19 protein-coding genes and 1 pseudogene are annotated in these 26,613 nt (G+C 73.0%); 10 read left to right on the top strand and 10 right to left on the bottom strand.

Going from position 1 to position 26,613, the window contains the following annotated elements; all coding sequences use genetic code 11:
• Positions 1-138: 138 nt before the first annotated feature.
• Both mycP and eccCa read right to left on the bottom strand, forming a co-directional pair.
• Positions 139-1,449, bottom strand: a complete 1,311-nt coding sequence (mycP, locus tag BMY89_RS25630) for a type VII secretion-associated serine protease mycosin (protein ID WP_092382643.1) — start codon at positions 1,447-1,449, stop codon at positions 139-141.
• A gap of 85 nt (positions 1,450-1,534) precedes the next feature.
• Positions 1,535-5,479 (bottom strand): type VII secretion protein EccCa, encoded by a 3,945-nt coding sequence (eccCa, locus tag BMY89_RS25625; protein ID WP_092382642.1) that lies wholly within the window; start codon positions 5,477-5,479, stop codon positions 1,535-1,537.
• Between the two features lie 100 nt (positions 5,480-5,579).
• On the opposite strand from eccCa, the gene eccD reads away from it, so the two are divergent.
• Positions 5,580-6,980: a type VII secretion integral membrane protein EccD gene (gene eccD, locus BMY89_RS25620; protein WP_092382641.1), complete on the top strand. Its 1,401-nt coding sequence runs from the start codon at positions 5,580-5,582 to the stop codon at positions 6,978-6,980.
• Positions 6,981-7,007: 27 nt separating this feature from the next.
• Here the strand turns inward: eccD and BMY89_RS25615 are convergent, their stop codons facing one another.
• Positions 7,008-7,514 (bottom strand): inorganic diphosphatase, encoded by a 507-nt coding sequence (locus BMY89_RS25615; RefSeq protein WP_092382720.1) that lies wholly within the window; start codon positions 7,512-7,514, stop codon positions 7,008-7,010.
• Positions 7,515-7,916: 402 nt separating this feature from the next.
• On the opposite strand from BMY89_RS25615, the gene dacB reads away from it, so the two are divergent.
• The 4 genes and pseudogenes from dacB to BMY89_RS25595 all read left to right on the top strand — a co-directional run bounded on the left by dacB (position 7,917) and on the right by BMY89_RS25595 (position 13,200).
• A complete protein-coding gene (gene dacB, locus BMY89_RS25610) occupies positions 7,917-9,353 on the top strand; it encodes a D-alanyl-D-alanine carboxypeptidase/D-alanyl-D-alanine endopeptidase (RefSeq protein ID WP_092382719.1) in 1,437 nt (478 codons plus the stop codon).
• Between the two features lie 60 nt (positions 9,354-9,413).
• Positions 9,414-10,481, top strand: a complete 1,068-nt coding sequence (locus tag BMY89_RS25605) for a zinc-dependent metalloprotease (RefSeq protein ID WP_092382640.1) — start codon at positions 9,414-9,416, stop codon at positions 10,479-10,481.
• Between the two features lie 11 nt (positions 10,482-10,492).
• Positions 10,493-11,479: pseudogene (gene tilS, locus BMY89_RS25600) on the top strand (tRNA lysidine(34) synthetase TilS); the annotation flags it as partial.
• A 74-nt stretch (positions 11,480-11,553) separates the two neighbouring features.
• Positions 11,554-13,200, top strand: a complete 1,647-nt coding sequence (locus tag BMY89_RS25595) for a gamma-glutamyltransferase family protein (protein WP_092382638.1) — start codon at positions 11,554-11,556, stop codon at positions 13,198-13,200.
• A gap of 76 nt (positions 13,201-13,276) precedes the next feature.
• On the opposite strand, the gene BMY89_RS25590 is transcribed toward BMY89_RS25595, so the two are convergent.
• A complete protein-coding gene (locus BMY89_RS25590; RefSeq protein ID WP_092382637.1) occupies positions 13,277-14,245 on the bottom strand; it encodes a GlxA family transcriptional regulator in 969 nt (322 codons plus the stop codon).
• Positions 14,246-14,337: 92 nt separating this feature from the next.
• Here BMY89_RS25590 and BMY89_RS25585 point away from each other — a divergent pair, with 92 nt between their 5' ends.
• From BMY89_RS25585 to folE, 4 genes are all read left to right on the top strand, one after another.
• Positions 14,338-14,535 (top strand): hypothetical protein, encoded by a 198-nt coding sequence (locus BMY89_RS25585; protein ID WP_111313872.1) that lies wholly within the window; start codon positions 14,338-14,340, stop codon positions 14,533-14,535.
• A gap of 99 nt (positions 14,536-14,634) precedes the next feature.
• Positions 14,635-15,210, top strand: coding sequence for a hypoxanthine phosphoribosyltransferase (gene hpt / locus BMY89_RS25580; protein ID WP_092382718.1), 576 nt, complete (start codon positions 14,635-14,637; stop codon positions 15,208-15,210).
• A 341-nt stretch (positions 15,211-15,551) separates the two neighbouring features.
• Positions 15,552-17,567, top strand: coding sequence for an ATP-dependent zinc metalloprotease FtsH (ftsH, locus tag BMY89_RS25575; RefSeq protein ID WP_092382635.1), 2,016 nt, complete (start codon positions 15,552-15,554; stop codon positions 17,565-17,567).
• Positions 17,568-17,605: 38 nt separating this feature from the next.
• Positions 17,606-18,274 carry a GTP cyclohydrolase I FolE gene (gene folE / locus BMY89_RS25570; protein WP_092382634.1) on the top strand — a complete coding sequence of 223 codons (669 nt, stop codon included), beginning with the start codon at positions 17,606-17,608 and terminating at the stop codon, positions 18,272-18,274.
• Positions 18,275-18,309: 35 nt separating this feature from the next.
• Here folE and BMY89_RS25565 read toward each other — a convergent pair whose 3' ends face one another.
• Both BMY89_RS25565 and BMY89_RS25560 read right to left on the bottom strand, forming a co-directional pair.
• Positions 18,310-19,017 carry a hypothetical protein gene (locus tag BMY89_RS25565; RefSeq protein ID WP_092382633.1) on the bottom strand — a complete coding sequence of 236 codons (708 nt, stop codon included), beginning with the start codon at positions 19,015-19,017 and terminating at the stop codon, positions 18,310-18,312.
• Positions 19,014-21,581 (bottom strand): FtsK/SpoIIIE domain-containing protein, encoded by a 2,568-nt coding sequence (locus BMY89_RS25560; protein WP_092382632.1) that lies wholly within the window; start codon positions 21,579-21,581, stop codon positions 19,014-19,016. Before BMY89_RS25560 ends, BMY89_RS25565 begins: the two co-directional genes overlap by 4 nt.
• A gap of 198 nt (positions 21,582-21,779) precedes the next feature.
• On the opposite strand from BMY89_RS25560, the gene BMY89_RS25555 reads away from it, so the two are divergent.
• Positions 21,780-22,346: a hypothetical protein gene (locus tag BMY89_RS25555; protein WP_092382631.1), complete on the top strand. Its 567-nt coding sequence runs from the start codon at positions 21,780-21,782 to the stop codon at positions 22,344-22,346.
• A 3-nt stretch (positions 22,347-22,349) separates the two neighbouring features.
• On the opposite strand, the gene BMY89_RS25550 is transcribed toward BMY89_RS25555, so the two are convergent.
• The 4 genes from BMY89_RS25550 to BMY89_RS25535 are packed head-to-tail and all read right to left on the bottom strand — an operon-like array spanning position 22,350 to position 26,613.
• Entirely contained in the window at positions 22,350-22,943 is a 594-nt protein-coding gene (locus BMY89_RS25550; RefSeq protein ID WP_092382630.1) for a hypothetical protein, read from the bottom strand.
• Between the two features lie 13 nt (positions 22,944-22,956).
• Positions 22,957-24,126 (bottom strand): M23 family metallopeptidase, encoded by a 1,170-nt coding sequence (locus BMY89_RS25545; RefSeq protein WP_092382629.1) that lies wholly within the window; start codon positions 24,124-24,126, stop codon positions 22,957-22,959.
• Positions 24,119-24,679, bottom strand: coding sequence for a hypothetical protein (locus BMY89_RS25540; protein WP_092382628.1), 561 nt, complete (start codon positions 24,677-24,679; stop codon positions 24,119-24,121). The genes BMY89_RS25545 and BMY89_RS25540 overlap by 8 nt, the downstream gene beginning before the upstream one ends.
• Positions 24,676-26,613 carry a hypothetical protein gene (locus tag BMY89_RS25535; RefSeq protein ID WP_092382627.1) on the bottom strand — a complete coding sequence of 646 codons (1,938 nt, stop codon included), beginning with the start codon at positions 26,611-26,613 and terminating at the stop codon, positions 24,676-24,678. The genes BMY89_RS25540 and BMY89_RS25535 overlap by 4 nt, the downstream gene beginning before the upstream one ends.

Raw genomic sequence — 26,613 nt, 5'->3', positions numbered from 1 at the left:
CCGCTCCGATGGTGGCGCCGCGCCGCGCCCGCCGTAGTCGTCCACGGCGATGGTTCTACCCGCTGTGCGGGCCTCGGTAGCCAGGTTCCGGCGAATTATGTCCACGTCGGGCGGCCCGGGCCGGAACCCGGGCGCCGGTCAGCGGTGCGACTGACGGAATCGACGCACCATCAGGGCCGCTCCGGTGAGCAGAGCGACGAAGATGGCCGAGCCGATCCAGAGCCGCTCGGACTCGGCGTCGTCCTGAGCACCGGCGGCCTGGGCCCGCCACTGCGTCTGCTGCCGCGACCCGGTCAGGCCGAGCTGTTCGGCGTCGGGGTCCCCAGCCAGCATCGAGCCCGGCGCCGGGCCGAACCCGGCCACCCCCGGCGGATCGTTGTCGTCCAGCGGGTTCTGGTACGTCGGCGGCACCTGCGCGGTCAGCGCCGCGATCGGGTCGACCAGGCCGTAGCCGAACCGGTCGTCCCGACCGGTGGGGCCGATGTCCTTGGCGGTGACGAGCAGCCGATTCACCACATCCCCGGCGGACAGCTGCGGATAGCGGGCCCGGACCAGGGCGGCGGTGGCGGCCACCAGTGGGGCGGCGAAGCTGGTGCCCTGCACCCGCCAGTACCCGCCGGGAGGGCGAGCACCGACCAGTCCGCTCGCCGGGGCGGCGAGGACCGTGGCGCGACCGGTGATCGCACCATTCCACAGGTTGTCGCTGTTGCGCTCCAGACCGGAGACCGCGACGACACCCGGCTCCCGAGCCGGATACCAGACCTTCGCGTCGGGCGAGGTGGCGAGGTTTCCGGTGCAGGCCACCACCACCACGTCCTTGGCGAAGGCGTAGTCGATCGCCGCGGCCAGCGCGGCGCTGTCGCCGCCGCCACCAAGGGACAGGTTGATCACGTCGGCGCCGTTGTCGACCGCCCACCGCACACCCTTGGCCACGATCAGCGCGTCGTCGTAGCGGTTCTCCTCGTCGAGGACCCGCACCGGCAGGATCCGTGCGTCGGGCGCCAACCCCACCACACCCTGCCGGTCGTCGTTGCGGCCGGCGATGAGCCCCGCCACCGTCGTGCCGTGCCCGACCGGATCGGGCTCGGCCGCCCCGCCGGGGGTGACCAGGTCGAGGCCGGGCAGCACCTGACCGGCCAGATCCGGATGGGAACCGTCCACCCCGGAATCGATCACCGCGACGACCACACCGCGCCCGGTCGAGGTGCGCCAGGCGATCTGCGCGCCCAGCTTGTCGAGCTGCCACTGGTCGTCACGGACCTGGTCAGCGCGGGCCACCGAGTCCGGATTGTGGGCCACCGGTACGCCGAGGGCGGGCGCGGTGACCGGCACGGCGGCGGCGGGAACGACCGCGACGGCGGCCGACAGTACGGTGCCGGCCGCTGCGAGCAGCGCCCGGTGAGCGAACCGTCGGGCCCCTGGCGGGCCGCTGTGCCGCACCCTGGTCACATCCTCAGCCGTTCGTCGCGGGATACATGACGATCGGAGATTACCGGTTCCACCCTGCCTCTAGGGACGTTCCGTGGAGTCGGCGTCACTGTGGCGGCAGATGGGCCAGCTGAACCAGGCGTACGCCCTCACGTCGGGTGAGTAGCCGGCCACGCCCGGGCGGCAGTGGGCCGGGCCGGACCGGGCCGACGAGCGCACCCTCCTCGGGGCTGCCCGACATCACCAGGCCCGAGGTGGACAGTTCACGCAGCCGCTGCACGACCGGCTCGTACTGGGCTCGGGCGGCGCCGCCGGAGCGCCGGACCAGCACCAGGTGCAGCCCGACGTCGCGGGCGTGCGGCAGGTGCTCCTCCAGCGCCCGCAGCGGGTTCGCCGGCCCGCTCGCCACCAGGTCGTAGTCGTCGACCAGGACGAACAGCTCCGGGCCGGACCACCACGACCGCTCGCGCAGCTGTACCGGGCTGACCTCGGGACCGGGAATCCGGGCCTGCAGGTAACCGGCGGCCGACTCGACCAGCTCGGCGGTGTGCGCGGCTGCGGTGCCGTACCCGATCAGGTGCGGCGTGGAGATGGCACCGAGCAGGCTGCGCCGGTAGTCCACCAGGATCACCCGGGCCTGTTCCGGCGTGAACCGGGTGATGATCGAGGTGGCCAGGGCGCGAAGGAACGACGACTTGCCGCACTCGGCGTCGCCGTAGACCACGAAGTGCGGCTCGGTGGCGAAGTCGAGGACCACCGGGCGCAGGTCCGCCTCCGCGATGCCGACCGGGATCCGCAGGCCGGTGGCGGCTTCGAGATCGAGGTCGGCGTACGGCAGCACGGCCGGGAGCAGCCGCACCCGGGGCGCGGCCGGCCCGGACCAGCTCTCCCTCACCTGCCTCACCAGGCCGGCGGTGTCCGTTCCGGCCAGCTGTGGCAGCGCGGTGAGGAAGTGCAGGCTCTCCGAGGTGATGCCCCGACCCGGCCTCTGCTCGGGTACGTGCGTGGCGGCGCGCCGGGCGACCAACGAGTCGGACGGGTCACCGAGCCGCAGTTCGAGCCGGGAGCCGAAGAGATCCCGGATACCCGGCCGGAAGTCCAGCCAGCGCACCGCGGTGGCCACCACGTGCACGCCGTAGGAGAGCCCCCGGGTCGCCAGGTCGGTGATCAACGGCTCCAGGTCGTCGTACTCGCCGCGCAGGGTGACCCACCCGTCGACGACGAGAAAGACGTCGCCGAACCGGTCGGCGTCAGCTTCGCCGGCCCCGGTCTGGGCGTCGCGCCGCTGCCGCCAGGCGGCCATCGACTCGACACCGAGTTCGGCGAAGGCGCGCTCCCGATCGGCCAGCAGGGTGGAGATCTCGCCCACGGTGCGCCGTACGCCGGTGGGATCGGCCCGCCCGGTGACACCGCCGACGTGCGGCAGGTCGCGCAGCGCGGCCAGTCCGCCGCCACCGAAGTCGAGACAGTAGACCTGCGCCTCGGCCGGGGTGTGGGTGAGCGCCAGCGCGCAGATCAGCGTACGTAGCGCGGTGGACTTGCCGCTCTGCGTGCCACCGACCAGCGCGACGTGGCCGGCCGCACCGTCCAGCGCCAGCCAGAGCAGGTCCCGGCGTTGCTCGTACGGTCTGTCGACCACCGCCACCGGCACCTGCAACGCGCCGTGCAGTTCGGGACTGCCGAAGGTCAGTCCCCGGGCCGGGTGCGTGGTGAGGGGACCGACCAACTCGTCCAGTACGGGAGCGTCCGCCAGCGGCGGCAGCCACACCTGGTGCGCCGGTGGCCCCTGCCCGGCCAGCCGTGCGACCAGCAGATCCAGCAGGGTCTCCCGGCCGTCCTCCTCGTCCACGACGGCCGGCGGGTCGGGCGGCTGCGGCTCGGGAGTGAAGTGGGTGGAGAAGGCCAGTGGCCGCGGTCGGCCCGAACCGGCCGCGCCGGCCGCCGCGCCGCGCCGGTGCACCGGGCCCGACACGTACGCGGCCTTGAACCGCGCCAGCGGCTCGGTGCCGAAGCGCAGGTAGCCGTGCCCCGGCGAGCGGGGCAGCTCGTAGGCGTCCGGCGCACCGAGCACCGTGCGGGACTCCAGCGCGGAGAAGGTGCGCAGACCGATCCGGTACGACAGGTGGGTGTCGAGCCCTCGAAGCCGTCCCTCCTCAAGGCGCTGGCTCGCCAGCAGCAGGTGCACGCCGAGCGATCGGCCCAGTCGGCCGATCTGGACGAAGAGGTCGATGAAGTCCGGCTTGGCCGACAGCAGCTCCGAGAATTCGTCGCAGATCAGCAGCAGCGACGGCAGCGGGGCCAGCGGGCTGCCGGCCGTCCTGGCCCGCTCGTAGTCGCGCAGGCTGGCGAAGTTGCCGGCCCGGCGGAGCAGCTCCTGCCGCCGGACCAGCTCGCCGTTGATCGCGTCGACCATCCGGTCGACCAGCGGCAGCGCGTCCGCCAGGTTGGTGATCACCGCGGCGGTGTGCGGCAGCCGGTCGAACGAGGCGAACGTCGCCCCGCCCTTGAAGTCGACAAGCACGAAGTTGAGCTGCTCGGAGGAGTGTGTGGCCGCCAGCCCGAGCACCAGGGTGCGGAGCAACTCGGATTTGCCGGAACCGGTCGCACCGATGAGCAGCCCGTGTGGGCCCATGCCGTCCTGCGCCGACTCTTTCAGATCCAGCTCGACCGCGCCGCCGTCCACACCGACGCCGACCGGTACCCGCAGCCGCTCGCGCGCCGACGTCGGCGCCCAGCCCTGCTCGGCGGTGAAGCCCTCCGGGTCACCGATACCGAGCAGTTCCGGCAGGCCGGGTTCGGCTCCGGGGGACGCCTCGGTTCCCCGGGCGGCGGCCAGCCGCAGCGGTGCCAGCCGGCGCGCCACCGCCTCGGCCTCGGTGACCGTCAGCGCGTCGACCGTGCCGACCTCGACGGTCTCGTCCGCCGAGAATGAGTGCAGCCGGCCGTCCCGTAGCTCCAGCCGCAGCGCGAACCGGTCGAGCAGCCGGGGCGGTGGGGTGTCCAGGTCGATCAGGGTCACCGCGTCGATGCCGCCGTCCCCGGCCAACTCGGTGGCGCCGGTCAGGTCACCGCCGTCGAGCACCACCACCAGGTGCGGCCCGTCGGTGGCGGGCCCGGCCGGGCTGAATCGGGACCGGCTGCTCAGCACCTCGTCGAGCAGGCGTTCCAACTCCACCGCGGAGCTGGTCACCAGCCGTACCGGGCCGAGGGCGTCGCTGCGGGTGGGGTGTTGGGCGTGCGGGAGCCACTTGACCCACTCCCAGAGGCTCCGCCGCTCCGGTCCGGCGCAGACGGCGACGAGCAGCTCGTCCGGTGCGTGGAACACCGTGAGCTGGGTGAGCATCGCCCGGACCAGCGCCTGCGCGGCCGGCGACCCGGTGGTGCCGGCCGGCGTGCCCCGGACGAAGACCCGGGCGAAGCTGCGCAGCGACAGGGCCACCGGCAGGTCCGGCACCACCGAGTACGCGTCCAGGAAGCGACGCAAGGCCCCGGCGGTCATCGGCTCCAGCTCCTCCAACGGACGGGTGACCGGCGGCACCAGCGGCGTGGCCAGGGTCTGCGGCCCGACAGCGATCCGGACCACCGCGAAGTCCGGATCGGTGGGGCGCCGCTCCCAGACCCGGTGGCTGTCCACGGTCGACCAGAGCAGGGCCGGATCGGGGTGCCGGTAGCAGAGACCGGCCCGCTGTCGCACCGCGGTCTGGCGTACCTGCCGCCGCAGCGTCTTCAGATGTCGCAGGTACTCCCGGCGGGCCGCCATCATCTCGGACTTCTTCGGCGTGCCCGAGGCGCTGCCCCAGGAGGTCGCCAGCATCGCCAGCGAGGAGAGGCCGAACATGCCGCCGACCAGGTACGAGTACGCACCGCCGCCGCGGCCGAACATCATCGCCATCGCCACCGTCCCGCCGAGCAGTGGCAGCACCATCAGCATCTGGTGCCAGCGCGCGCCGGTGACGGCGGGGATCTCCGGAGGGGCCTGCACCGACAGCTCACCGATCGGAATCTCGGGTGCCGGACGCCGCGGCGGCCGCCGGATGACGACAGTGGACACGCAACCTCCCGACAGCGCAGGGTAACCCGAGCCTGGCTCATGGTAGGTAAAGTCCTCTCGTCCGCGCAGCAGTCGCCGCCCTTGAGATGGAGATCGGTCGATGACAGTCGGGCTGGCCCGGGTCACCGTCAGCGCACCCGAGCGGCGGGTCGACGTGGCTCTGCCGGAGCAGGTACCCCTCGCCGAACTGCTGCCCGAGCTGTTGCGCCACGCCGGCGTGGGACTCGCCGACGACGGGGAACGGCACGGCGGCTGGCTGCTCCGGCGGGCCGACGGCAGCGCGCTGGCCACCGGGCAGGCCCTGCTCGCCCAGGGCGTCCGCGACGGCGAGGTGCTGCATCTGGTGCCGGCCCGCGCGCAGTGGCCCGAGCTGGAGTACGACGACGTGGTGGAGGCCATCGCCGACGGCGCCCGCCGACGGGGCGACGCCTGGTCACCCCCGGCCACCCGGGCGGCGGCGTTCGCCGGCGCCGGTGTACTGCTCGCCGTCGGCCTGCTCGCGTTGGCCGCCGGTGGACCAGGTGACGCCGCCGGCTGGCTGGTCGCGACCGTGGTGGCGGCGCTGCTCGTGCTGGCCGGCACCGTGCTCTCCCGAGCCCAGGGCGACGGACCGGCCGGCGCCACCGTCGGCGGGTACGCGCTGCCGTACGCCGCGGTGGCCGGCGCCCTCGCCGTCAGCTCGGGCGACCCGGTGGGCCCGGTCGGCCCGCTGCGCTGGATCGGCGCTGCGGAGCTGCTCGCCGGCTCGGTGGCGTTGCTGCTGGTGTCGGTGCTCGGACTGCTCGGCGTCGCCGCCCGACTGAGGATCTTCGTGGCCGGCGTGGTGGTGGGCGCGGCCGGCGGTCTGGCCGCGCTCGGTGGGCTGCTGCTCGGACCGGCCGGCGCCGCCGCCACGCTGCTCTGCGTGCTGGCCTTCGCGATCGGGGCCATCCCGCTGCTGGCGATCCGGCTGGGCAAGGTGCCACTGCCGCCCATCACCCTGCCGACCGGAAATCCGGAGGATCCGGACCGGGCCCGTGACCTGCCGGACCGAGGGCGGGTGTACGCGGCCGTGGCGCGCACCGAGGAGATGCTGACCGGCATGCTGATCGGCCACGCCGTGCTGGCGGTGGCCGCCGCGGTGGTCCTCGGCGCCACCGGCGGGACCGCGGGCCGGCTGCTCGTCGCGGTTACCTCGGCGGTGCTGCTGCTGCGCGCCCGACTCTTCGTCGCGGTCCGGCACCGGGTGCCACCACTGCTCGCCGGCCTGGCCGGGTACGCGGTCCTCGGCGCGTTGCTCGCCGGTGGGGCCGGCCCGGCGGGGCGGCTCGCCCTGGTCGCCGCAGGAGTGCTGATCGCACTGCTGGTGGTGGCCGGTGGCACCAGCTACGCCCGCCGGCCGGTCTCCCCGTACGTCGGGCGGGCCGCCGACCTCGCCGACACCGCCCTGGTGGTCTCCGTGGTGCCGATCACCTGCGCGGTGCTCGGCCTGTACGAACGGGCCCGAGGGCTGCTCGGTTGAGCGGCCTCCGGGCCCGTCCGGGGCTGGTCAGTGCGGAGACTCGCCGCGCTCCTCGGCCTCCTTGGCCCGCCGGTACGACGCATGGATCTCGGCCTCGGCCTCGATCCGGCCCACCCACGTCGCGCCTTCGACCGACTTGCCGGGCTCCAGGTCCTTGTACACCTCGAAGAAGTGCTGGATCTCGAGCCGGTCGAACTCGCCGAGGTGGTGGATGTCGCGCAGGTGCTCCTGCCGCGGGTCCTCGTAGGGGACGCAGAGGACCTTGTCGTCGCCGCCCTTCTCGTCCGTCATCCGGAACATGCCGATGGTGCGGCACCGGATCAGGCAACCCGGAAATGTCGGCTCGGGCACCAGCACCAGGGCGTCCAGCGGGTCGCCGTCCTCGCCGAGGGTGCCCTCGATGAAGCCGTAGTCGGCCGGGTACTGGGTGGAGGTGAAGAGCGTGCGGTCCAGCCGGATCCGGCCGGTCACGTGGTCCACCTCGTACTTGTTGCGGTGACCCTTGGGGATCTCAACCGTGACGTCGAAATCCATCTGCACGCTCCCTCGTTCGCCCACGCTGGCATGACGGGACCGGCGACCGGCCGGACAGGCCAATGCTCACCCACCGACGCCGGCCGCCGCATAGTCTTCGGACCGAAGTAGTGTCACCCAGGCCGGTTCCCAGTGGGGGAGGAGGGGGTCGTGGGGAGGGAAGATTCACACAACCGTCCGGACGACGCCGCCGAACGTGGTACCGACCAGCCGCCGGCCAGGTCGGCGGCCGGGCGGGTGCCGGTGCCGGACGCGCAGGTCCTCCGGCCGCAATCCTCGACGCCACCCACCTCGCCGGCCCCGGTGATTTCCACTCCCACCACGCAGTCCGCGACGATTCCGGCCCGGGGTGCCGCCCCCGTCGCCCCGCCTGAGCATCCGCCGACCGACGCGGTGCCGCCGATGTCCACGCGCGGGCGGCTGCCGCTGGTGCTCGCCGCCGCCCTGGTGCTGGTGTTGGTCGCGGTGGGGCTGGTCGTGGTCCGGCCCGGCCCGGTGGGGCGGTGGCTGGGCGAGAACAACTCCGCCCCGGCGACCGCCGAGCCGGTGGAGCCCGCCCCGGTCGCGGTGCTGGCCGCCGCCGACATCGGCGCACCGCTGCCCAGCGCGGCGGGGCTACAGGCGGTGCTCGACCCGCTGGTCGGCGACGCCGCCCTCGGTGGCCGGGTCAACGTGGCGGTGGCCGATGCGCTCACCGGGGAGCTGGTCTTCGACCGCGGTGGCGGTACGGGGACCGTGCCGGCCTCGGTGACCAAGCTGTTGACCGCGGTGACGGTGCTGACCGCCCGTGGCCCCGGCCACCGGATCCCGACCCGGGCGGTGGCCGGTGCCCAGCCGGGCGAGGTGGTGATCGTCGGCGGCGGGGACCCGACCCTGGCGACCGACACCAAGGGCTTCTATCCGGGGGCCGCCAGCCTCGCCGATCTCGCCGAGCAGGTGCGGACGGCGCTGGGCGGGACCGCGCCGACCAAGATCATCGTGGACTCCTCGCTCTATCCCGGCCCGGTGTACGGGCCCGGCTGGGACGACGACATCCCCACCGGCGGATTCGGCGGCGCGATCACCGCGCTGATGCTCGACGGGGCCCGTAAGGACCCGAAGGCCGGCCGGGGCTGGGCCGAGCGGGTGCCCCAGCCGGACCTGACCGCCGGCCGCGCCTTCGCTCGACTGCTCGGCGTGCCGACCGAGGCGGTGCGCAAGGGTACCGCCCCGCCGGCCGCGACCGGGGCGACCCAGCCGTCGGCCGGCGGTACCGAGCCCGGCGCCGAACTGGGCACGGTGTACTCGCCACCACTGATCCGGCTGGTCGACATCATGATCAGTGAGAGCGACAACATCGTCGCCGAGGCGCTGGCCCGGCAGGTCGCCCTGGCCCGCGAGCGGCCCGCCTCCTTCGCCGGTGCCGCCGAGGCGATGACCGAGGTGGTGTCCGAGCTGGCCCTGCCGGCGAGCGGGCTGACCCTCGCCGACGGCAGCGGCCTGTCCCGGAAGAACCTGATCAGCCCGCTGCTGCTGACCGAGCTCCTGGTGCTCGCGGCCGGCCCGGACCGGCCCGAACTGGGTGGCATCTTCGGCGGGTTGCCGGTGGGCGGCTGGTCTGGCACGTTGCGCGACCGGTACGGCGCCACTCCCGGAACGACCGCCGGTGCCGGAGTGGTCCGCGCCAAGACGGGCACGCTGACCCGGGTACACGCCATCGCGGGCGTGGTGACCACGGCCGAGGGGCGGCTGCTCACCTTCGCCGTGCTCACCGACGACGTGCCGCCGGACGGCATGGAGCCGGCGCGGGCGGCACTCGACCGAATCGCCGCCGCCCTCGCCGCCTGCGGCTGCCGCTGATCTGCCCCGCCCGCGTCGGCGGGCGGGGCCGGGTGTCGCGGCGCGGGTACGGTGGGTCGCATGGCGCAGTTCGTGGACTGGGATCTGGCCACCGCTACCGCGGGGGCCCTGGGCAAGTCTGGCCCCCGGGTGACGTACGCCGAGGCCACCGAGGTGGTCGGCGAGCTGCGCCGGTTGACCGACGAGGCGGCCGGGCACGTCGCCGACTACACCGGGCTCACCTCGCAGGTGACGCATCCGCCGGTGCGGGTGGTCGACCGGCGTGACTGGGCCGCCACCAACATCGCCGGCCTGCGCGAGGTGATCACCCCGCTGGTGGGCCGGCTCTCGCAGGACAAGCAGCCCGGCGCGCTCACCGAGGCGATCGGCTCCCGGGTCACCGGGGTGCAGGCCGGCACCGTGCTGGCGTACCTGTCCGGCCGGGTGCTCGGGCAGTACGAGGTCTTCTCCGCCGACCCGGGGCAGTTGCTGCTGGTCGCGCCGAACATCGTCGAGGTGGAGCGCAAGCTGGGGGCCGACCCGCGCGACTTCCGGCTCTGGGTCTGCCTGCACGAGGTGACCCACCGCACGCAGTTCACCGCCGTGCCGTGGATGCGGGCGTACTTCCTCGGCGAGGTGCAGGCGTTCGTGGATGCCGCGCAGGGCGGCGAGCACCTGGTGGAGCGGCTGCGCCGGAGCGTGAGCACCCTCGCCGACGTGGTCCGCGACCCGCAGAGCCGGGCCAGCGTGCTGGACATCGTGCAGACACCGGGGCAGCGGGCCGTGCTGGACCGGTTGACCGCGCTGATGACCCTGCTGGAGGGGCACGCCGAGTTCGTGATGGACGGCGTCGGGCCGCAGGTGATCCCGAGCGTCGAACGGATCCGGGCCGGCTTCAACCGGCGCCGCGAGGCGGGCAACCCGGTGGAGAAGGCGGTCCGGCGGCTGATCGGCATCGACGTCAAGATGCGGCAGTACGCGGAGGGCCGCAAGTTCGTGCACGCGGTGGTGGACCGGGTCGGGATGGCCGGCTTCAACCGGATCTTCGAGTCGCCGCTGACCCTGCCCCGGTTGACCGAGCTGAGCAATCCGGACGCCTGGGTGGCGCGGGTACACGGATCGGTCGGCCCGGTGTCGACCGCCGGCTGAACGCGGCGTCGATGGCTGCGCTCGCCCCGCCGGTCGCCGCGATCCGGGTCGCGGTCCGCCGCGCGATCGCCGACCTGCCGGCGTACGGGCCGGTGCTGGTTGCCTGCTCCGGCGGGGCGGACTCGCTGGCGCTGGCGGCAGCCGCCGCGTTCGTGGCGCCCCGGACGGGTCGCACCGCAGGTCTGGTCACCGTCGACCACGGGCTGCAGGACGGGTCGGCGCAGCGGGCCGAGGCGGTGGCGCGGTGGGCGGAGCGGGCCGGTCTGGCGCCGGTGGAGGTGGTCCGGGTCCAGGTGGCCGGTCGGCCGGGCGGCCCCGAGGCGGCGGCTCGCGAGGCTCGTTACCAGGCGCTGACCGAGGTCGCCGTCCGGCATCGCGCGTCGGCCCTGCTCACCGGGCACACCCGCGACGATCAGGCGGAGACGGTGCTGCTCGCCCTGGCCCGGGGCGCCGGTCCGCGTGGACTCGCCGGCATGCCGGCCCGCCGGGACCTTGCGGGCGTACCGCTGGTGCGACCGCTGCTGGAGATCGGTCGGCAGGAGACCCGCGCGGCGTGCGTCGCGCTCGGGCTGACGCCGTGGGAGGACCCGCACAACCGCGACCCCGCGTACGCCCGCTCCCGGGTCCGCGCCGACGTGCTGCCGGTGCTGGTCCGCACGCTGGGTCCGGGGGTGCTCGACAACCTCGCCCGTACCGCCCGGCTGATGGCGGCGGACAACGAGCTGCTGGACGAGTTGGCCGGCCGGGCGCTGACCGGGGCGCGGCATCCCGACGGGGGGCTGGCCGTCAAGGTGCTGGCCGACCTCGCTCCCGCGCTACGTGGCCGGGTGCTGCGCTCGTGGGCCCACGAACTGGGGGCGCCGCCGGCCGCCCTGTCGCATCGGCACGTCGCCGCCCTGGACATGCTGGTCACCGCGTGGCGGGGGCAACGGGCGACCTACCTGCCGGGCGGGCTGCGGGTGCTCCGCCGAGCCGACCGGCTGGTGTCGGAGGACCCTGGGACGGCGCTCGGCGGTCCGGCCGTCCCGAGACCCCCGTCCGGCCAGCCGCCGGCCGGCGATGAGGGCGGGGGATGACGTACCCCCGGCAACCCCTGTTCGCCCCGCACGCCGCGGTGGCCACCAGCCAGCCGTTGGCCGCGGCGGCCGGGCTGGCCGTGCTGCGGCGCGGCGGCAACGCTGTCGACGCCGCGCTGGCCACCGCCATCACCCTGACGGTGGTGCAGCCGCCCTCGAACGACATCGGTGGCGACCTGTTCGCCATCGTCTGGGACGGGCAGCGGCTGCACGGTCTGAACGCCTCCGGTCGATCACCCGCCGGCTTGACCCGCGACCTGGTGCTCGCCGCGACCGGCGGCCGGGGCGCGGAGCCCACCGACGCGCTGGGCGGCGCACAGGCCACCGGCCGGGCGATGCCGGCCCGAGGCTGGTTGCCGGTGACCGTGCCGGGCGTGCCGGCGGGCTGGCGCGACCTGCACGACCGGTTCGGTTCGGTGCCCTTCGCCGACCTCTTCGTCGACGCCGTCGGCTACGCCGAACAGGGGCATCCCGTCTCCACCGGCACCGCGGCAACCTGGGCCCGGGCGGTGGCCGGACATGCCGAGCCGACCGGCACCGAGTACGCGGAATTCGGCCGGATCTTCGCGCCGCGCGGCCGGGCACCCCGGGCGGGGGAGCGGTGGCGCAACCCGGACGCGGCGCGGACGCTGCGGCTGATCGCGCAGAGCCGGGCCGAGGATTTCTACCGGGGACGGATCGCGTCGGCCCTGGCCGACCACGCCGCCCGTACCGGCGGGCTGCTCACCGCCGACGACCTGGCCTCGCACACCAGCACCTGGGTCGACCCGGTGTCGGTGCGCTACCGGGGCCACGAGGTGTGGGAGCTGCCGCCGAACGGACAGGGGCTGGCCGCTCTGCTCGCGCTGGGCATCCTGGACGGTTTCGAGCCGGGCGAGCCGGGCGAGCCGGCGCGGTGGACGCACCGGCAGATCGAGGCGGTCAAGCTCGGCTTCGCCGACGCGCACGCGCATGTCGCGGACCCCGACCGGACGCCGGTGCCGGTGGCGGCGCTGCTCGCGCCCGGGTACCTGGCGCGGCGGCGGGAGGCGATCACGGAGGCCGCCGCCGACCCGGTGGCCGGCGAACCGGAGCGCGGCGGCACGGTCTACCTCTGCACGGCCGATGACGGCGGCATGATGGTCAGCCTGATCCAGTCCACCTACCTGGCGTTCGGCTCGCACGTGGTGCTGCCCGGATACGGCTTCGCGCTGCAGAACCGTGGCCTCGGCTTCCGGCTCGACGCGGGCCACCCGAACGTGGTCGGCCCCGGGAAGCGGCCCTACCACACCATCATCCCCGGCTTCCTGACCCGGCAGGGAGCACCGGTCGGGCCGTTCGGGGTGATGGGCGGGCACATGCAGCCACAGGGCCACGTCCAGCTGATCACGGCGACCGTGGACGCGGGGCTCGACCCGCAGGCGGCGCTGGACGCGCCGCGCTGGTACTGGCACGCGGGCCGTGCGCTGCTCGTCGAGGAGCAGCTGGCCTCCGGGCCCGGCGGCGCGGGGATCGTCGCCGACCTGCGGTCCCGGGGCCACCAACTCGCCGTCGCGCCCGAGCCTGCCGTCTTCGGGTACGGCCAGGCGATCTGGCGCCGTGCCGAGGGCGGCTACGTCGCCGGATCCGAGTCCCGGGTCGACGGCGGCGTCGCCGGCTGCTGAGGCTTTCAAGCTTTTCGGGTCGGCGTACCGGTCGCCCTCGATCCTGCTCGTCGGCGCGGCGACCGGTACCGGCCGGTCAGCCGGCCGGCGCGCGGTCGCGGTCGCGGAACGTGGTGCGGTACGCGTGCGGGGTGGCGCCGACCCGGCGGGTGAAGTGGTGCCGTAGCGCTGCGGCGTCACCGAAGCCGGCCCGGTCGGCGACCGCCTCCACGGAGAGGCCGGTGTCCTCCAGCAGCCGGCGGGCCAGCAGCACCCGCTGGTTGGTCAGCCAGTCGTGTGGGGTGGTGCCGGTCTCGGCCCGGAACCGGCGGGCGAACGTGCGCGGGGACATCCCGGCCTGCGCGGCCAGGTCGTCGACGGTGGTCTGTCGGTCCAGTCGCCCCATCAGCCACTCCAGCACCGGCTCCAGGGTGGGGGCCTGAGGCGCCTTCGGGATCGGCGCCTCGACGTACTGGGCCTGCCCGCCGTCGCGGTGTGGTGGCACCACCATCCGGCGGGCCAGCCGGGTGGCGGTGGCCGAGCCGTGTTCCTGGCGTACCAGGTGCAGGCAGGCGTCGATGCCGGCGGCCGTGCCGGCGCTGGTGAGCAGCCGACCGTCCTGCACGTAGAGCGAGTTGCAGCGGACCTGGGCGCTCGGGTGCCGACGCTGCAACTCGTCGACATGCCGCCAGTGCGTGGTGCACTCCCGGCCGTCGAGCAGTCCCGCCTCGCCCAGCAGGTACGCGCCCGCGCACACGCTGAACAGGTAGGCCCCCCGTTCGGCGGCCCGGCGCAGCGCCTCGTGCACCTGCGCCGGAGCGGTGGTCCTGGGGTCGTGCGCGGGGACCGCGACCAGATCAGCCTCCTCGATCGGTCCCAGGTCGGCATTGGGTACCAGGTGGAAACCGGCCGAGGTGCGTACCGCGGCACCGTTCGGGCCGCACACGTCGAAGCGGTAGCCGGGCAGTCCGTCGGCGGTGCGGTCGGTGCCGAACACCTCGGCGAGCACGCCGAGTTCGAACGGGGCGACCCCATCCAGGACGAGTACTGCGACTGAGCGGAGCATGTGACGAGGGTAACCGCGCGGGTGGCGGAAAATCGAGCATGGTTGGCATTCCTGCCACTGTCCGGGCGCCGTCCGGGTACGCAGACTGGCAGATGTCCGGTGCGCACCGGCGGCGACAAGACATCCTCGAACGCCAGAAAGCGAGCGCCGCCATGGGATTCCTGCTCTTCCTGCTCTTCTTCCTGCTCCTTGCCGGGCTCTCCGCCGCCGGGCTGACGGCCGACAGTCGAGACTCCGCCGACTGGAAGCCGTCCGACGGAGGCCGCCGGTGGCGATCCCGCCCCTGCTGAGGTGATCTGTCCCTGGTGCCGCAAAAATCCGGGCCGGGGCCGCCCCGAAAGGTGCGGCCCCGCCGACGGCGAAGCCGGGGCGTACGGCAGGCTATGGGCATGGCTGACGGCTCCTGGTACGACGCCGACATCGACCACGTGATCATTTCCGAGGCGCAGATCCGCGAGAAGACCGCGGAACTGGCCAAGCAGGTCTCCGCGGACTACGCCCATGTCACCGACGGGTTGCTGCTCGTCTGCGTGCTCAAGGGGGCGGTCATGTTCATGGCCGACTTCGCCCGGGCGCTCGGTCGACAGGGTCCCCCCGCCGAGCTGGACTTCATGGCCATCTCGTCCTACGGGCAGGGGACGACCTCCTCCGGCGTGGTCCGGATCCTCAAGGACCTCGACCGGGACATCGCCGGCCGGCACGTCGTCGTCGTGGAGGACATCGTCGACTCCGGGCTGACCCTCTCCTGGCTGTGGCGCTACCTGGAATCGCGGTCGGCGGCGAGCGTCGAGGTGGTCGCCCTGTTCCGCAAGCCGGACGCGGTGAAGGTGACGGTGCCGGTCAGGTACGTCGGCTTCGACATCCCGACCGAGTTCGTCGTCGGGTACGGCCTCGACTTCGGTGAGCGCTACCGCGAGCTGCCGTACGTCGGGGTGCTCAAGCCGGAGGTCTACGCCCGCTCGTGACCGCGCCCGGCGGCCGCACCGCCCTGGGCGCCGACGAACCGCGCCTGACCGACATTCAGCCGACTTTCAGCTGATCGGACTACGGTGGACCCCGGTGGGTCGGAGGTCTGCTCCGAGCCACGCCGGCTGACATCAGGTTCGCCGTGCGCGTAAGTGCTGGGCTCGCCAGCTCACATCGGTCTCGCACGGTGTACCGTCGAATGACCGTGGCGCGGCAATCCGCGCCTCGGGGTCGAGGCCGGCCCGCACGGCGGCTCCGGCAGCCGCCCAGCGCGGCGACACCCACAGTCGGTCAGGACGTCGATCAGGAGGATGCGGGCGTCTCGGCGCTCGACAACAGCATGGAACGTACGCGTTTCTTCCGCCGACCGGTGTTCTGGGTCATCCTGGTCATCCTCGGCGCCGTCGTGCTCAGTCAGTTGTTCACCGGTGGACCCAGCTACCACCGCGTGGACACGTCCGTCGCGCTCGACCAGCTCAACAAGGGCGGCATAGAAAAGGTCGTCTTCCAGGACAAGGAACAGACGATCCAGCTCGAACTGGCCGAGGAGGCCGAGTTCGGCGACACCACCACCAAGCTGATCGAGGCTCAGTTCCCGTACGAGGTCGGCAACGAGGTCTGGAACCAGGTCCTCGACGCCAAGGCCAACAACCGGGTGACCGGGCCGGCCGACACCGAGGTGTCGTCGGACAGCATCTGGGTCAGCCTGCTGGTCAACCTGCTCCCCATCGTCCTGCTCGTGCTCCTGCTGCTGTTCTTCATGTCGCAGATGCAGGGCGGCGGCTCCCGGGTGCTCAACTTCGGCAAGTCCAAAGCCAAGATGATCACCAAGGACACGCCGAAGACGACGTTCGCAGACGTTGCCGGCGCTGAGGAGGCCGTCGAGGAGCTGTACGAAATCAAGGATTTCCTACAGAACCCGGCGAAGTACCAGGCGCTCGGTGCGAAGATCCCGAAGGGCGTACTCCTGTTCGGTCAGCCCGGTACCGGTAAGACGCTGCTCGCCCGGGCGGTCGCCGGCGAGGCCGGGGTGCCGTTCTACTCGATCTCCGGCTCCGACTTCGTGGAGATGTTCGTCGGTGTCGGCGCGAGCCGGGTCCGCGACCTGTTCGAGCAGGCCAAGGCGAATGCGCCCGCCATCGTCTTCGTCGACGAGATCGACGCCGTCGGCCGGCACCGTGGTGCCGGTATGGGCGGCGGCCACGACGAACGCGAACAGACCCTCAACCAGTTGCTCGTTGAGATGGACGGGTTCGACGTCAAGGGCGGGGTCATCCTGATCGCCGCGACCAACCGGCCGGACATCCTCGACCCCGCGCTGCTGCGCCCGGGTCGGTTCGACCGGCAGATTCCGGTCGACGCCCCCGACATGGAGGGCCGCAAGGCCATCCTCCGGGTGCACGCCAAGGGCAAGCCGTTCACGCCCGACGTGGACCTCGACGCGGTGGCCAAGCGCACGCCCGGCTTCAGCGGCGCCGACCTGGCGAACGTGATCAACGAGGCGGCCCTGTTGACCGCCCGTAAGGAGCAGCGGGCGATCTCCAACGAGTCGTTGGAGGAGTCGATCGACCGGGTGATCGCCGGCCCGCAGCGGCGTACCCGGGTGATGAGCGACCAGGAGAAGAAGATCACCGCGTACCACGAGGGTGGGCACGCGCTGGTCGCCTGGGCGCTGCCGCACGCCGCGCCGGTGCACAAGGTGACGATCCTGTCCCGCGGCCGGTCCCTCGGGCACACCCTGGTGCTGCCCACGGAGGACAAGTACACCCAGACCCGGGCCGAGATGATCGACACCCTGGCGTACGCGCTGGGCGGCCGGGCCGCCGAGGAACTCGTCTTCCACGAGCCCACCACCGGCGCCGGCAACGACATCGAGAAGGCCACCCAGCTCGCCCGCGCGATGATCACGCAGTACGGCATGAGCTCCAAGCTCGGCGCGATCAAGTACGGCACCAGCGGTGACGAGCCGTTCCTCGGCCGCAACATGGGCCACGAGCGGGACTACTCCGATGTGGTGGCCGCCGAGATCGACGGCGAGATGCGGGCACTGATCGAGCTGGCCCACGACGAGGCCTGGGAGATCCTGGTCGAGTACCGGGACGTCCTGGACAACATCGTGCTCGAGCTGATGGAGAAGGAGACGCTCTCCACCGCCGACATGGCCCGGATCTGTGCCCGAGTGGTCAAGCGGCCGCCGATGGCACCGTACAACGGCTTCGGCAAGCGGCAGCCGTCGACCGAGCCGCCGGTGCTCACCCCGTCGGAGAAGGACGCGCTCAAGGTGCAGGCCGAGGCCGACGGAGCCCAGGCGACGGTCGGTGGCGCCAGTTCGAACAATTCGGACGGTTCGCACTGAGCACCGACGACCCGGCGGCCAGTTCTCCACAGCGGGGGCTGGCCGCCTCCGCCACTGAGCCCGACACCGACATGGACAGCCTCGACTACATCGCCGCGCGGCTGGTCAACGGCCGGCTCACCGGCCGCCCGGTCGAGGACACCATGGATCTCGGGCGGATCGAGAAGGCGGTCCGGGAGATCCTCGTCGCCGTCGGGGAGGACCCGGACCGCGACGGGCTCCAGCAGACCCCGGCCCGGGTGGCCCGGGCGTACGCCGAACTCTTCGCCGGCCTGCGCGTCGACCCGGCCACCGTGCTCACCACCACCTTCGAGGCCAACCACGAGGAGTTGGTGCTCGTCCGGGACATCGACGTGATGAGCCTCTGCGAGCACCACCTGCTGCCGTTCCGGGGCAGTGCCCACATCGGCTACATCCCCGGGCCCGACGGACGGATCACCGGCCTGTCCAAGCTGGCCCGGCTGGTCGAGGTCTTCGCCCGCCGGCCGCAGGTGCAGGAACGGCTCACCTCGCAGATCGCCGACCTGCTGATGGAGCGGCTCGCACCACGCGGCGTGATCGTCGTCCTGGAGTGCGAGCACATGTGCATGGCGATGCGCGGCATCCAGAAATCCGGTGCCAAGACGATCACGTCAGCGGTGCGGGGCACCCTCCAACGGGACGCCAAGTCCCGCGCCGAGGCGATGGCTCTGATCCTGCACCGCTGACCGGCTCTGATCCTGCACCGCGGACCAGCGGGGTCTCAGCCGGCCAGCATCGCCAGGACGATCCCCGCGGTGGTCACCACCGCGGGGAGCAGGCAGGCGAGCACGCCGAATCGGACGGTTCTATCCACCCGTTCCCCAGGCCGGGGCGGAAAGAACCGCCCTACCGCCAGCCAACCCAGGCCGAACGCCACCGCCGGCGCAGGCAGCGCCACCACCAGCGCCAGGACGGTCACGGCTCCGGTGCCGGCCAGCAGGAACACCGCCACCAGGAGCAGCGGGACGAACAGCCCGAGTGGCCCGTACACCAGCAGGTTGCGCGGGCGGGACGGCCAGTGCGCCACCCGCGACAGGCCGCGGGCGGCGAGCGTGTCGTCCGCGCCGAGAGCACACCGCCGAGCGTCCCGCAGCGCCGACAGCACCGCCGCCGGGCCACCGACCATCGACCGGGTCGCCTCGGACAGCTCCGGTGGCGTCGGCACCAGCGAAATCGGTGATACGCCCAGCTCACGCAGCTGTGCCTGCTGTGGCGCCAGCACGGTGCGCACCGCGGCCAACTCCGCACGGGCGGACTGGACCGTTCGGGCCTGCTCGGTCGCGGCGGTCGCCGCGCCACGGCGTACCCCGTCGAGCTGCCGGGCGGCGGCCAGGTAGTCGGCCCACGCGGCCGGCACCGGATCCTCGGGCGTGCCGCCACTGCGCTGCCGGCCCGGGGCAGCCGTGGTGCGCGACTGGTTGAGGGTCATTCCGGTTTCCCCTCCTCGTCGTCCGGCACGTCGTACGGCACCAGCACCACGCCGCGCTCTCCCGGCCCGTCCCACAACACCATCCGGTCGGGCCGGGGCCGCCACTCGACCGGCCGGCCGAACACCGGCGTGAGCTGCGCCCCCGGCACACCCGCCACAGCCACCGCGGTCAGTTTGTCGACCGTCTCGTCCTGCTCGATCAGCGCCGCGAACGACGGCACCGTTCGCCACCAGCCGAGCAGGTGCTGCCCGGCCGGTGGTCCGTCACGCAGCAGCGTGCGCAGCCGGGCCGGTGGCAGCTGCTCGGGCGGCGCCACGTCCAGCCCGAAGACCACCAGGTAGGCCGGCTCTCCGGCGTCGATGACGGCCAGCAGCCCGGCCAGGTCCACCGTCTCGACCTGGTGTCGACCCGCAAGCTCCGCCGCCAGGGCGTCGGCCACCGGCCGTGCCTCGACATCCGGTGCGGCGACCACGAACCGCGCCGTACCCGGCGGATGGTGGACCGAGGTGCTGCGGCCCGCCGTGGCCAGCAGTCGACTCGCCTGCGGCCGAGGGCCGAGGATGGCGAGATTGCGCCCCGCAGCCGGTCCGAACGGCACCGCCACCGTGCTTCGCGCGACGTCCACCGCCCGCCCGAGCAGTGCGGCGGGGCCCATCGCCTGCCCGGCCAGGGCCGCGCGGTAACGGGGGTCGTTGCCCAGCAGCGGGCGTGCGTACCCGGCGAAGACCACCGGCGGGGTGGCCTTCTGCGCGCGGGATGCCCAGAGCCGGTGGCGCAGCTTCTCCACGGTCTCCGGCTCGTCCTGCGGGTCGGGGAACCGGACCATCCGCTCGTGACCCCGGATCGCACCCCGGGGGCCACCGAGCCCTCCTGCGGTGTTCACCACCGCGCTGCCCACCGGCAGACCCGCCGCGGAGTCGTTTGTCGGCTCCAGCACGGCACCGCCACCGGGCAGTGCGACCCGCACCGGGAACTGACCGAGCAGCGAATCCCGCGGCCCCCCGTCGGAGCGGCTGCCCAGACCAAGGTCACCCTCGCCGGCCAGCACCAGATGTACACCGTGGGCTCGGCCGGTCCTGGTCAGCGTGTCCAGCCGGGCGGCCGCCTCGACGGCCAGCCGGTCCCGCTCGGCGAAGAGCACCGGCAGGTTGTCCACGACACAGACGACCCGGGGCAGCGGGCGGTGCTGGCGTAGCTCCGCGAAACGCTGCCCACCCGCCCGGGCAGCCGCCTCGGTACGCCGGTGGACCTCGGCGATCAGTTGGTCCAGAAGATCCAGCACGTACTCCCGGTCGGCGGACATCGCGGCGGCCCGGACCTGAGGGATCCAGGTACGGTCCCGCTCGGTCTGGAGGAACTCCGCGAAGGACTCGCCCTCGCCGAGGTCCACCAGGTAAAGCGACAGCTCGTCGGGTCCGTATCGGGCGGCAAGGCCGAGCAGCGCGGTGGACAGAAAGGCGGACCGGCAGGCCCGGGAGCGGCCGCTGACCAGCCAGTGCGGGGTCAGCTCGGTGAAGCCGAGCGACACCGGCCGGCCGCCGGCGTCACCGACCGTGCCGCTCAGACCGTCCGTCGCGGCGACCTGCCACAGGTCGTCCTCCGGGGGCGGCAGCAGGCCCGTGAGGGATAGTCGGGTGCCGGCCTCGATCTGGGCGGCGACCCGGCGGCAGACGGCGTCGACCAGGCCGGCCGGTGGGTCCGGTTCGACGAACACCGGTGAGTTCAAGCCGCCCGGCGAGCCGGTGCCAGCGGTCGCGAAGGGCCCGCCGGGCGGGTCGCCGAGCAGCGCGTACGCCGTCCGCATCGACAACGTCGTGGCGCGGGCCAACCCGTCGCGGCCGGTCGACGGCCAGCCGGCGACGACCAGGTGCAGTCCGGCCGCCGGGCCCCGCTCGGCGAGCGCCTCGATCCGGGCCAGATCGGTCGGCCCGGTCGGCTCGGGCAGCGCGGCCAGCACCAGCAGCAGCGACCGGTCATGTCGGCGCGGACCGGACGACCCCGGCGCCACCCACCGCTCCGCCTCGGTCAGCACCGCCTGCAGTCCGGCCGCGTCAGTGGCCGCTGGAGAGAGGACCCCGGCGTCGCCGAGCGCCGCGAACGGGGCCAGCGTCTCACCGGTCGCGTCCACCGCCCGGACCAGTAGCGAGCCCGCCGGTGTCGCTGCCAGCAGCCGCAGTAGGACGGCCCGGAGCAGCCCGGCCACCCGAGGGTCGTGCACATCGGCGTCCACCACGAGGTGACCGGTGCCGAGCAGGGGAACCAGTGCGGGAAAACGCGCGTCATCGAGCGGTGCGGCGGCCCCGACCCGGACGAAGGGCGGCGGACCCTCTCCAGCGGGGGCGCTCGGCCGCACGGTGTCCAACGCGCAGCCGGCCCAACCGGGTGCGAGAACGGCCGCCGCGGCGCGCAACCGCTCGGCAAGCGCGTACTGGCGGCGTTGGTCGGCCGGGGCGGGCCGGGTCTCATCGAGGACCGTCGCCGCCGCCGCAGCCGTCGCGGCGGCCCGGCGGTGCAGCGCGGCGGCGCGGAGCGTCCGTGCCTTCGGACCGCCCACCGTGTCCACCTCCTCCGCCCGAGGTCGGCACCCAATCGCCGGGCAGAGACGACGGTATCCCAGCGGAGGCCCGACCTCCGGGATGCGCGGCGGCGCTGCGCCGGTCTTGTCGTGGATCTCACCGATCGGCAGGGATCCGTCACGATCTGCTGAATCTGGGGCATTGGGTCCGCAGCCCTCAGCCGATAGCCTTAGGGGGTGGAATCAGTGCCGCCCCCCGCCGGTTCCCAGGTCTCCCGCGTACCGGCGCAACGGACCCCGCCAGAGGACGTGGCGCCGCCCGCGATCGCGCCGGCGCCGCCACCGCCCCGGCGGCGGCTGCGTACGGTGCTGACGGTGGTCGCCGGGGTGATCGCGGCCCTCTGTCTGGGCGGTGGAGTGGTCGGCTACCTCATCTACGACCGCGCCACCGCGCCTGACCGCAGCGCCCCCGATGTTGTCGTCGACAACTACCTGCGTGCGTTCCTGGTGGACCGCAACGACGTCCGCGCGGACCTCTTCACCTGTGAGGGCAATCCTGCACTCGATGCAGCAGAGGCTCTTCGCGAGGAGATCTTGCGACGTGAATCCGAGTTCGGGGTTGTAGTGCGAGTCAGCTGGGGTCCTTTACACCAGACAAAGACTGGACAGGGGCAGTCTGTTGCTACCACGTTGACGATCTCGAGCTCCGCTGATGGTGAGCCGCGAAGCAGCAGGCGCGAAGATTGGATCTTCCAGGTTGTTGATGAGGCAGACGGATGGCGAGTATGCGGCGGTAGCTCGGTGCCACGCTGATCCTTACTCCACCCAGAGCAGGTGGACGGGGACCTCCAGGGTGGTGGGTGACTGGCCGCGCCAGGCCCAGCGGTACCACTCCACCTCGGGCGCGACGCGGACGCAGATGTCGCCCTCGGCGCCGGAATAGGCCTCGGTGACGGCACGCAGGTCGCGGTGCTCGACGGAGCCGACCATGTGCACCACCCGTCGCCCGGTGACCGAGTCCGCCTCGAAGACCGGGGTCGGTGCCGGGTGCGTGGGTGCGTCCAGCGAGACGAGACGTATGCCGCCGTCCGGTGCCGAGGCGCTCCGCTGGCCCACCGTCTCCACCCAGACCCGCTCGACCGGCACCAGCGGCGCGAACACCTCTACCTGCTCGGACTCGGCGCGGTACCACTCGTGTTCGGGAATGACCGGCACGTAGGTGCGGCTGTTCTGCACCACCCGCTCGTCGGCGCGTAGGTCCGCCCGCCAGCCCAGCCCGGGCAGCCCGACCAGCACCCGTTGCCCGCGCAGCTCGACGCGTCCGACCGCCGGGACGATCTCGATTGGCCGGGGCGGCTGCGGTGCCCAGTCGGGCTGGTCGGCGAACGGGTCGGGAAGCGGCTCGGTCATGACGGCCCGTGAATCACCCGGCGCCCTTCAACGGCGCACCCCTGGACTGCATGAACGGCACCGGGTCGATGGCGCCCCGGCTGCTGCGGTCGCCGTCGACGTGCACCTCGAAGTGCAGGTGTGGCCCGGAGGATTGACCGCTGCTGCCCACCTCGCCGATCACCTCACCAGCCTGAACGGTGTCGCCCACCGAGAATCGGGGACGACTCACCAGATGACAGTAGCGGGTGATGACACCCTGGGCGTGCAGCACGTCGACGAACCATCCGCAGCCACCCTTGCCCGGCCAGCCGTCCACATCGCAGCTGAGGCGGCCCCGCCGGTCCGGGTCGCAGCGGGCGACCAGGACCCGGCCGGTCGCCGCGACCCGGATCAGGGTGCCCTTCGGGGCCGCGATGTCCACGCCGTTGTGCCCGGGACGGCTGGCGGTCCGGAAGCCGGAGCCGACGCCGCCCGGGATCGGCGCGGTCCAGCCGGAGGCGGCGACCTCTCCCGCCGCCGCGGCGTCGCACACCTGCTGCCCGGCGATCAGAGCCGTCCGGGCCGCGCCGCCGGCCAGCGCGTCGACGATGCGGGAGGCGAGCTCCTCGTGCTTGGCGTACGCGTCGGGAAAGGCGCTGATCTGTACCCGCTGAGCGGCCACGGTCAGCGGCAGCTTCTCCCAGCCGGGCACGTCGACCAGCTTCTCGTAGAACTTGCGGGACGCGTACTCGCGGTTCATCCGTTGGGCGACGGTGCCCCACGAGGCCCGCTGCTGGAAGAGACCGACCGAGTCGTGATCGGCACCGACGCCCTCGTTGGGGATCTCCTCCGACTCGCCGACCGTGCGGTTGGCCAGGTTGAGCAGCCGCGACTCCTGCATCGCGGTCGCCACCGCGACCACCCAACCCCGGGGCGGCACTTCCATCTCCTGACCGACCTTGATGATCACCGCTGCGTTGCGTAGCTGACGCTCGCCGTACTGGGCGAAACGGGGCATTTTGCCGGTGACATCGACCTCGAAGTCTCCGGTGCACTCCATGCTGGCCGGGGTCAGTTGCTCGGCGGCGTCCCCGCCCAACTCGGTGAGGAAGAAGGCGCCGGCACCGCCGGTGCAGCAGAGCAGCGCGAGCGCCGCGGTGAGCGCGGCGGCGAGTGCGCCGAGCCGGACCGGCCGGCGGCGCGGACGACTCTCGTCACTCATCCCTGCTCCAGTCCACGGCGTCCACCAACCATCGTCCGTCCGGTGCCACCAGCTCGAGCCGGAGCTGCCCGGTGTCGAGCGGGATCAGCGCCTCCACGAACGACTCGCCACGCGGGCGGAGAGTCGGATCGTCCGTCACCGCACCGGTCGGTACGTCCGCTTGATCGACGCCGGTGAACTTCTCGGTGAGAGCGGCGGTCGAGAGGGGACGAAGCGTCTCGTGCCAGTCCTCCGCCGTCTGGCCCGGACGGCCGAGCCAGGCGGTGACGAAGCGTTCGGCGACCAGTTCCGGGGTCGGCTCGCCCGGCCGGGTCACCGGCGACGGTGTGGTGGTCGTCGAGATCGCGCCGTCGTCGCCCGTGGTGGGGTGCACGGTGGTGATCGGCTCGGACGGACGGTTGCTCAGTCCCGCGGTCGGGTCCGGGGGCCCGGCGACCAGCCGGGCCCCCCCGACCACGCCGAGCACCAGCACGGCGATGCCCAGCGCGACGCCCAACCGCGATCGCAGCAGCCGGGTGACCAGGAACTCCACCGCCCGCCGCACGGCACTCACCGTGCCTCGGAGCGGACCCGGGGCGGTGCCTTCTCGGGGGAGCGCTCCGGGGAGTTCGGGCGGTAGATGGCGAAGGACGGGTTCTCATCCGGCACGTCCGGCTCCGTCCAGGCGGCGGGTTGGCGTCGGCGCGGCCGTGGAGCGACGGGTTTGCCCTCGGTACGCCGTTCCTGGGCGCGGTCGGGGACATCGGGCGCCGCTGGGCCGCCCGGACCTTTCGGAGGGGTGGGGCCCTCGCCGGGCACCGGGTCCGGTCGGGCCTCCGGACGTACCCTCGGCTGGTCCGGAGCCGGCGCGCGGCGTCGTCCCAGGTTGGGTTCGGCGGTGCCACCGGGTTCGGCGACGTCGAGCCGGGCGGCGGTACGCATGTCCCGGAAGAAACGCCGATGCCAGGAGCCCGCCGAGCTGACCGCCTCGCTGCTGTCCTTGCCGCCGAGTTGGGTGATCCGCCGGTAGGGGCGGAGCAGCAGCCAGCCGACCACCCCGCAGAGCCAGACCAGCACCACCTGGAGCCAGCCGGGCAGCGCCGGCGTGCTCATGATGAGGTCGACCGCGAAGAGGTAGATGGCCGCGCCGGTGCCGAAGATCGCGATGTTGAAGAGCGCCGCCACCACCGCGTTGCCCAGCCGGCGCAGCCCGGCGCTGGCCGGGCGGAGCAGACCGATCGTGCCCAGGATCGGCGCGGCGATCACCGCCCACCGGAAGATCAGGAAGCCCAGCAGCACCAGCAGCGACGCGGTCAGGTCGAACATCGCGAATAGCAGGGCGGCGAGCACCGCGATGAATCCGGCGCCGACCCGGTCCATGTCCCGGACGCCCTGCAGGTACTCGTAGGCCTCCGGGTCCTCCCGCTCGATCTGCGCCGCGACAGTCATCCACTGCTGCTTCTTGGCATTGATGGTGGCCTCGCGAGTCTGCGGATTGGCCCGGATCTTCTCCGTCTCCTCCCAGGAGAGGGACTTGGCGTCGTACAGCGCCGCGCCGTACTTCTTGGCGGTCTCGCTGTCTGCCGAGCCGAGCACGCCACGCAGCCAGTTCCGGTAGAGCATCGCCTCCGCCGCGGTGTCGCTTGCCCTGACGGCCGGCGGTCGGTTGTCCTTGCAGGCCGCCGGATCTGGGTCATCGCATTTGTCTGGAGGTGTGTCCTTGGATGCCGGGCCCACCGCGTTGTGCACCACGCCGAGCGTGGAGACCAGCGCACCGTCGGCGAGGTTGGCGGACTTGACCGGCCAGGCCGCCAACGCGGTGACCGCCATCATCACCACCAGCGCCCACCCCGCCGTGGTCATCGCGTTGCTCATGTCCGACTGGCGCGAACGCCAGAGCAGGTAGAGCCCGACGACGCAGAGCGTGACGATGCCGAAGACGCTGAACACCTTCTGGTAGATCGCCTTCGTGGCCTGGTCCACCAGCGGATCCGCCCAGCCCCACATCGTCCCCGGATCCCAGGCACGCTCACGCAGGGCGTTCGAGGCGCCGATGATCGCCGTGGCCATCATGAACTCGCCGTTGGCGATGGTGTTGGTGAACTTGTAATCCGGGTGGAGCAGGGTGGTCGCGCAGCCGGTCTCGATTTTGTAAGTGCTGTAGCTGTAGCCGGCGTAGCCGTAGTCGCTGTAGTAGCCCTTCGGGCCGGGCAGCCTGGAGGCCTCGGGGCGGGACGCGAACCAGCCGGCGATGCCGGAGTCCGGCGCGGTCGGCGTCGGCGGATTGAGGCAGGTCGCCTCCGACTCCGCCACCTGCTGGAGCTTGGCCACACAGGCGCGGAAGTCCGCCTGCCACTCCTGGGTGGTGCACAGGTCGGCGGCGGCCTGGTACGCGGGCGGTGCCGCGTACGCCGGTGTGGCGGTGAGCCCGGGCCAGCTGATCGTGGCTCCGGCGAGGACGCCGAGTGCCAGGAGGAGCGCCGTGATCCGTGCCCGGGCCCTCGCCAT

Source organism: Micromonospora phaseoli (assembly GCF_900109115.1).
GTDB classification, from domain to species: Bacteria; Actinomycetota; Actinomycetes; order Mycobacteriales; family Micromonosporaceae; genus Micromonospora; species Micromonospora phaseoli.
Note: the sequence above shows the minus strand (reverse complement) of the source record. Positions and strands in the feature narration are given on the sequence as shown.

Bases quoted from the DNA above. Each gene is read 5' to 3' on its own strand.
- eccD (WP_092382641.1), top strand. From the start codon at position 5,580: ATGACAGTCGGGCTGGCCCGGGTCACCGTCAGCGCACCCGAGCGGCGG.
- BMY89_RS25545 (WP_092382629.1), bottom strand. From the start codon at position 24,126: ATGAGTGACGAGAGTCGTCCGCGCCGCCGGCCGGTCCGGCTCGGCGCA.
- ftsH (WP_092382635.1), top strand. From the start codon at position 15,552: ATGGAACGTACGCGTTTCTTCCGCCGACCGGTGTTCTGGGTCATCCTG.
- hpt (WP_092382718.1), top strand. From the start codon at position 14,635: ATGGCTGACGGCTCCTGGTACGACGCCGACATCGACCACGTGATCATT.
- BMY89_RS25565 (WP_092382633.1), bottom strand. From the start codon at position 19,017: ATGACCCTCAACCAGTCGCGCACCACGGCTGCCCCGGGCCGGCAGCGC.
- dacB (WP_092382719.1), top strand. From the start codon at position 7,917: ATGTCCACGCGCGGGCGGCTGCCGCTGGTGCTCGCCGCCGCCCTGGTG.
- BMY89_RS25550 (WP_092382630.1), bottom strand. From the start codon at position 22,943: ATGACCGAGCCGCTTCCCGACCCGTTCGCCGACCAGCCCGACTGGGCA.
- BMY89_RS25590 (WP_092382637.1), bottom strand. From the start codon at position 14,245: ATGCTCCGCTCAGTCGCAGTACTCGTCCTGGATGGGGTCGCCCCGTTC.
- BMY89_RS25615 (WP_092382720.1), bottom strand. From the start codon at position 7,514: ATGGATTTCGACGTCACGGTTGAGATCCCCAAGGGTCACCGCAACAAG.
- BMY89_RS25585 (WP_111313872.1), top strand. From the start codon at position 14,338: ATGTCCGGTGCGCACCGGCGGCGACAAGACATCCTCGAACGCCAGAAA.
- BMY89_RS25595 (WP_092382638.1), top strand. From the start codon at position 11,554: ATGACGTACCCCCGGCAACCCCTGTTCGCCCCGCACGCCGCGGTGGCC.
- BMY89_RS25535 (WP_092382627.1), bottom strand. From the start codon at position 26,613: ATGGCGAGGGCCCGGGCACGGATCACGGCGCTCCTCCTGGCACTCGGC.
- BMY89_RS25605 (WP_092382640.1), top strand. From the start codon at position 9,414: ATGGCGCAGTTCGTGGACTGGGATCTGGCCACCGCTACCGCGGGGGCC.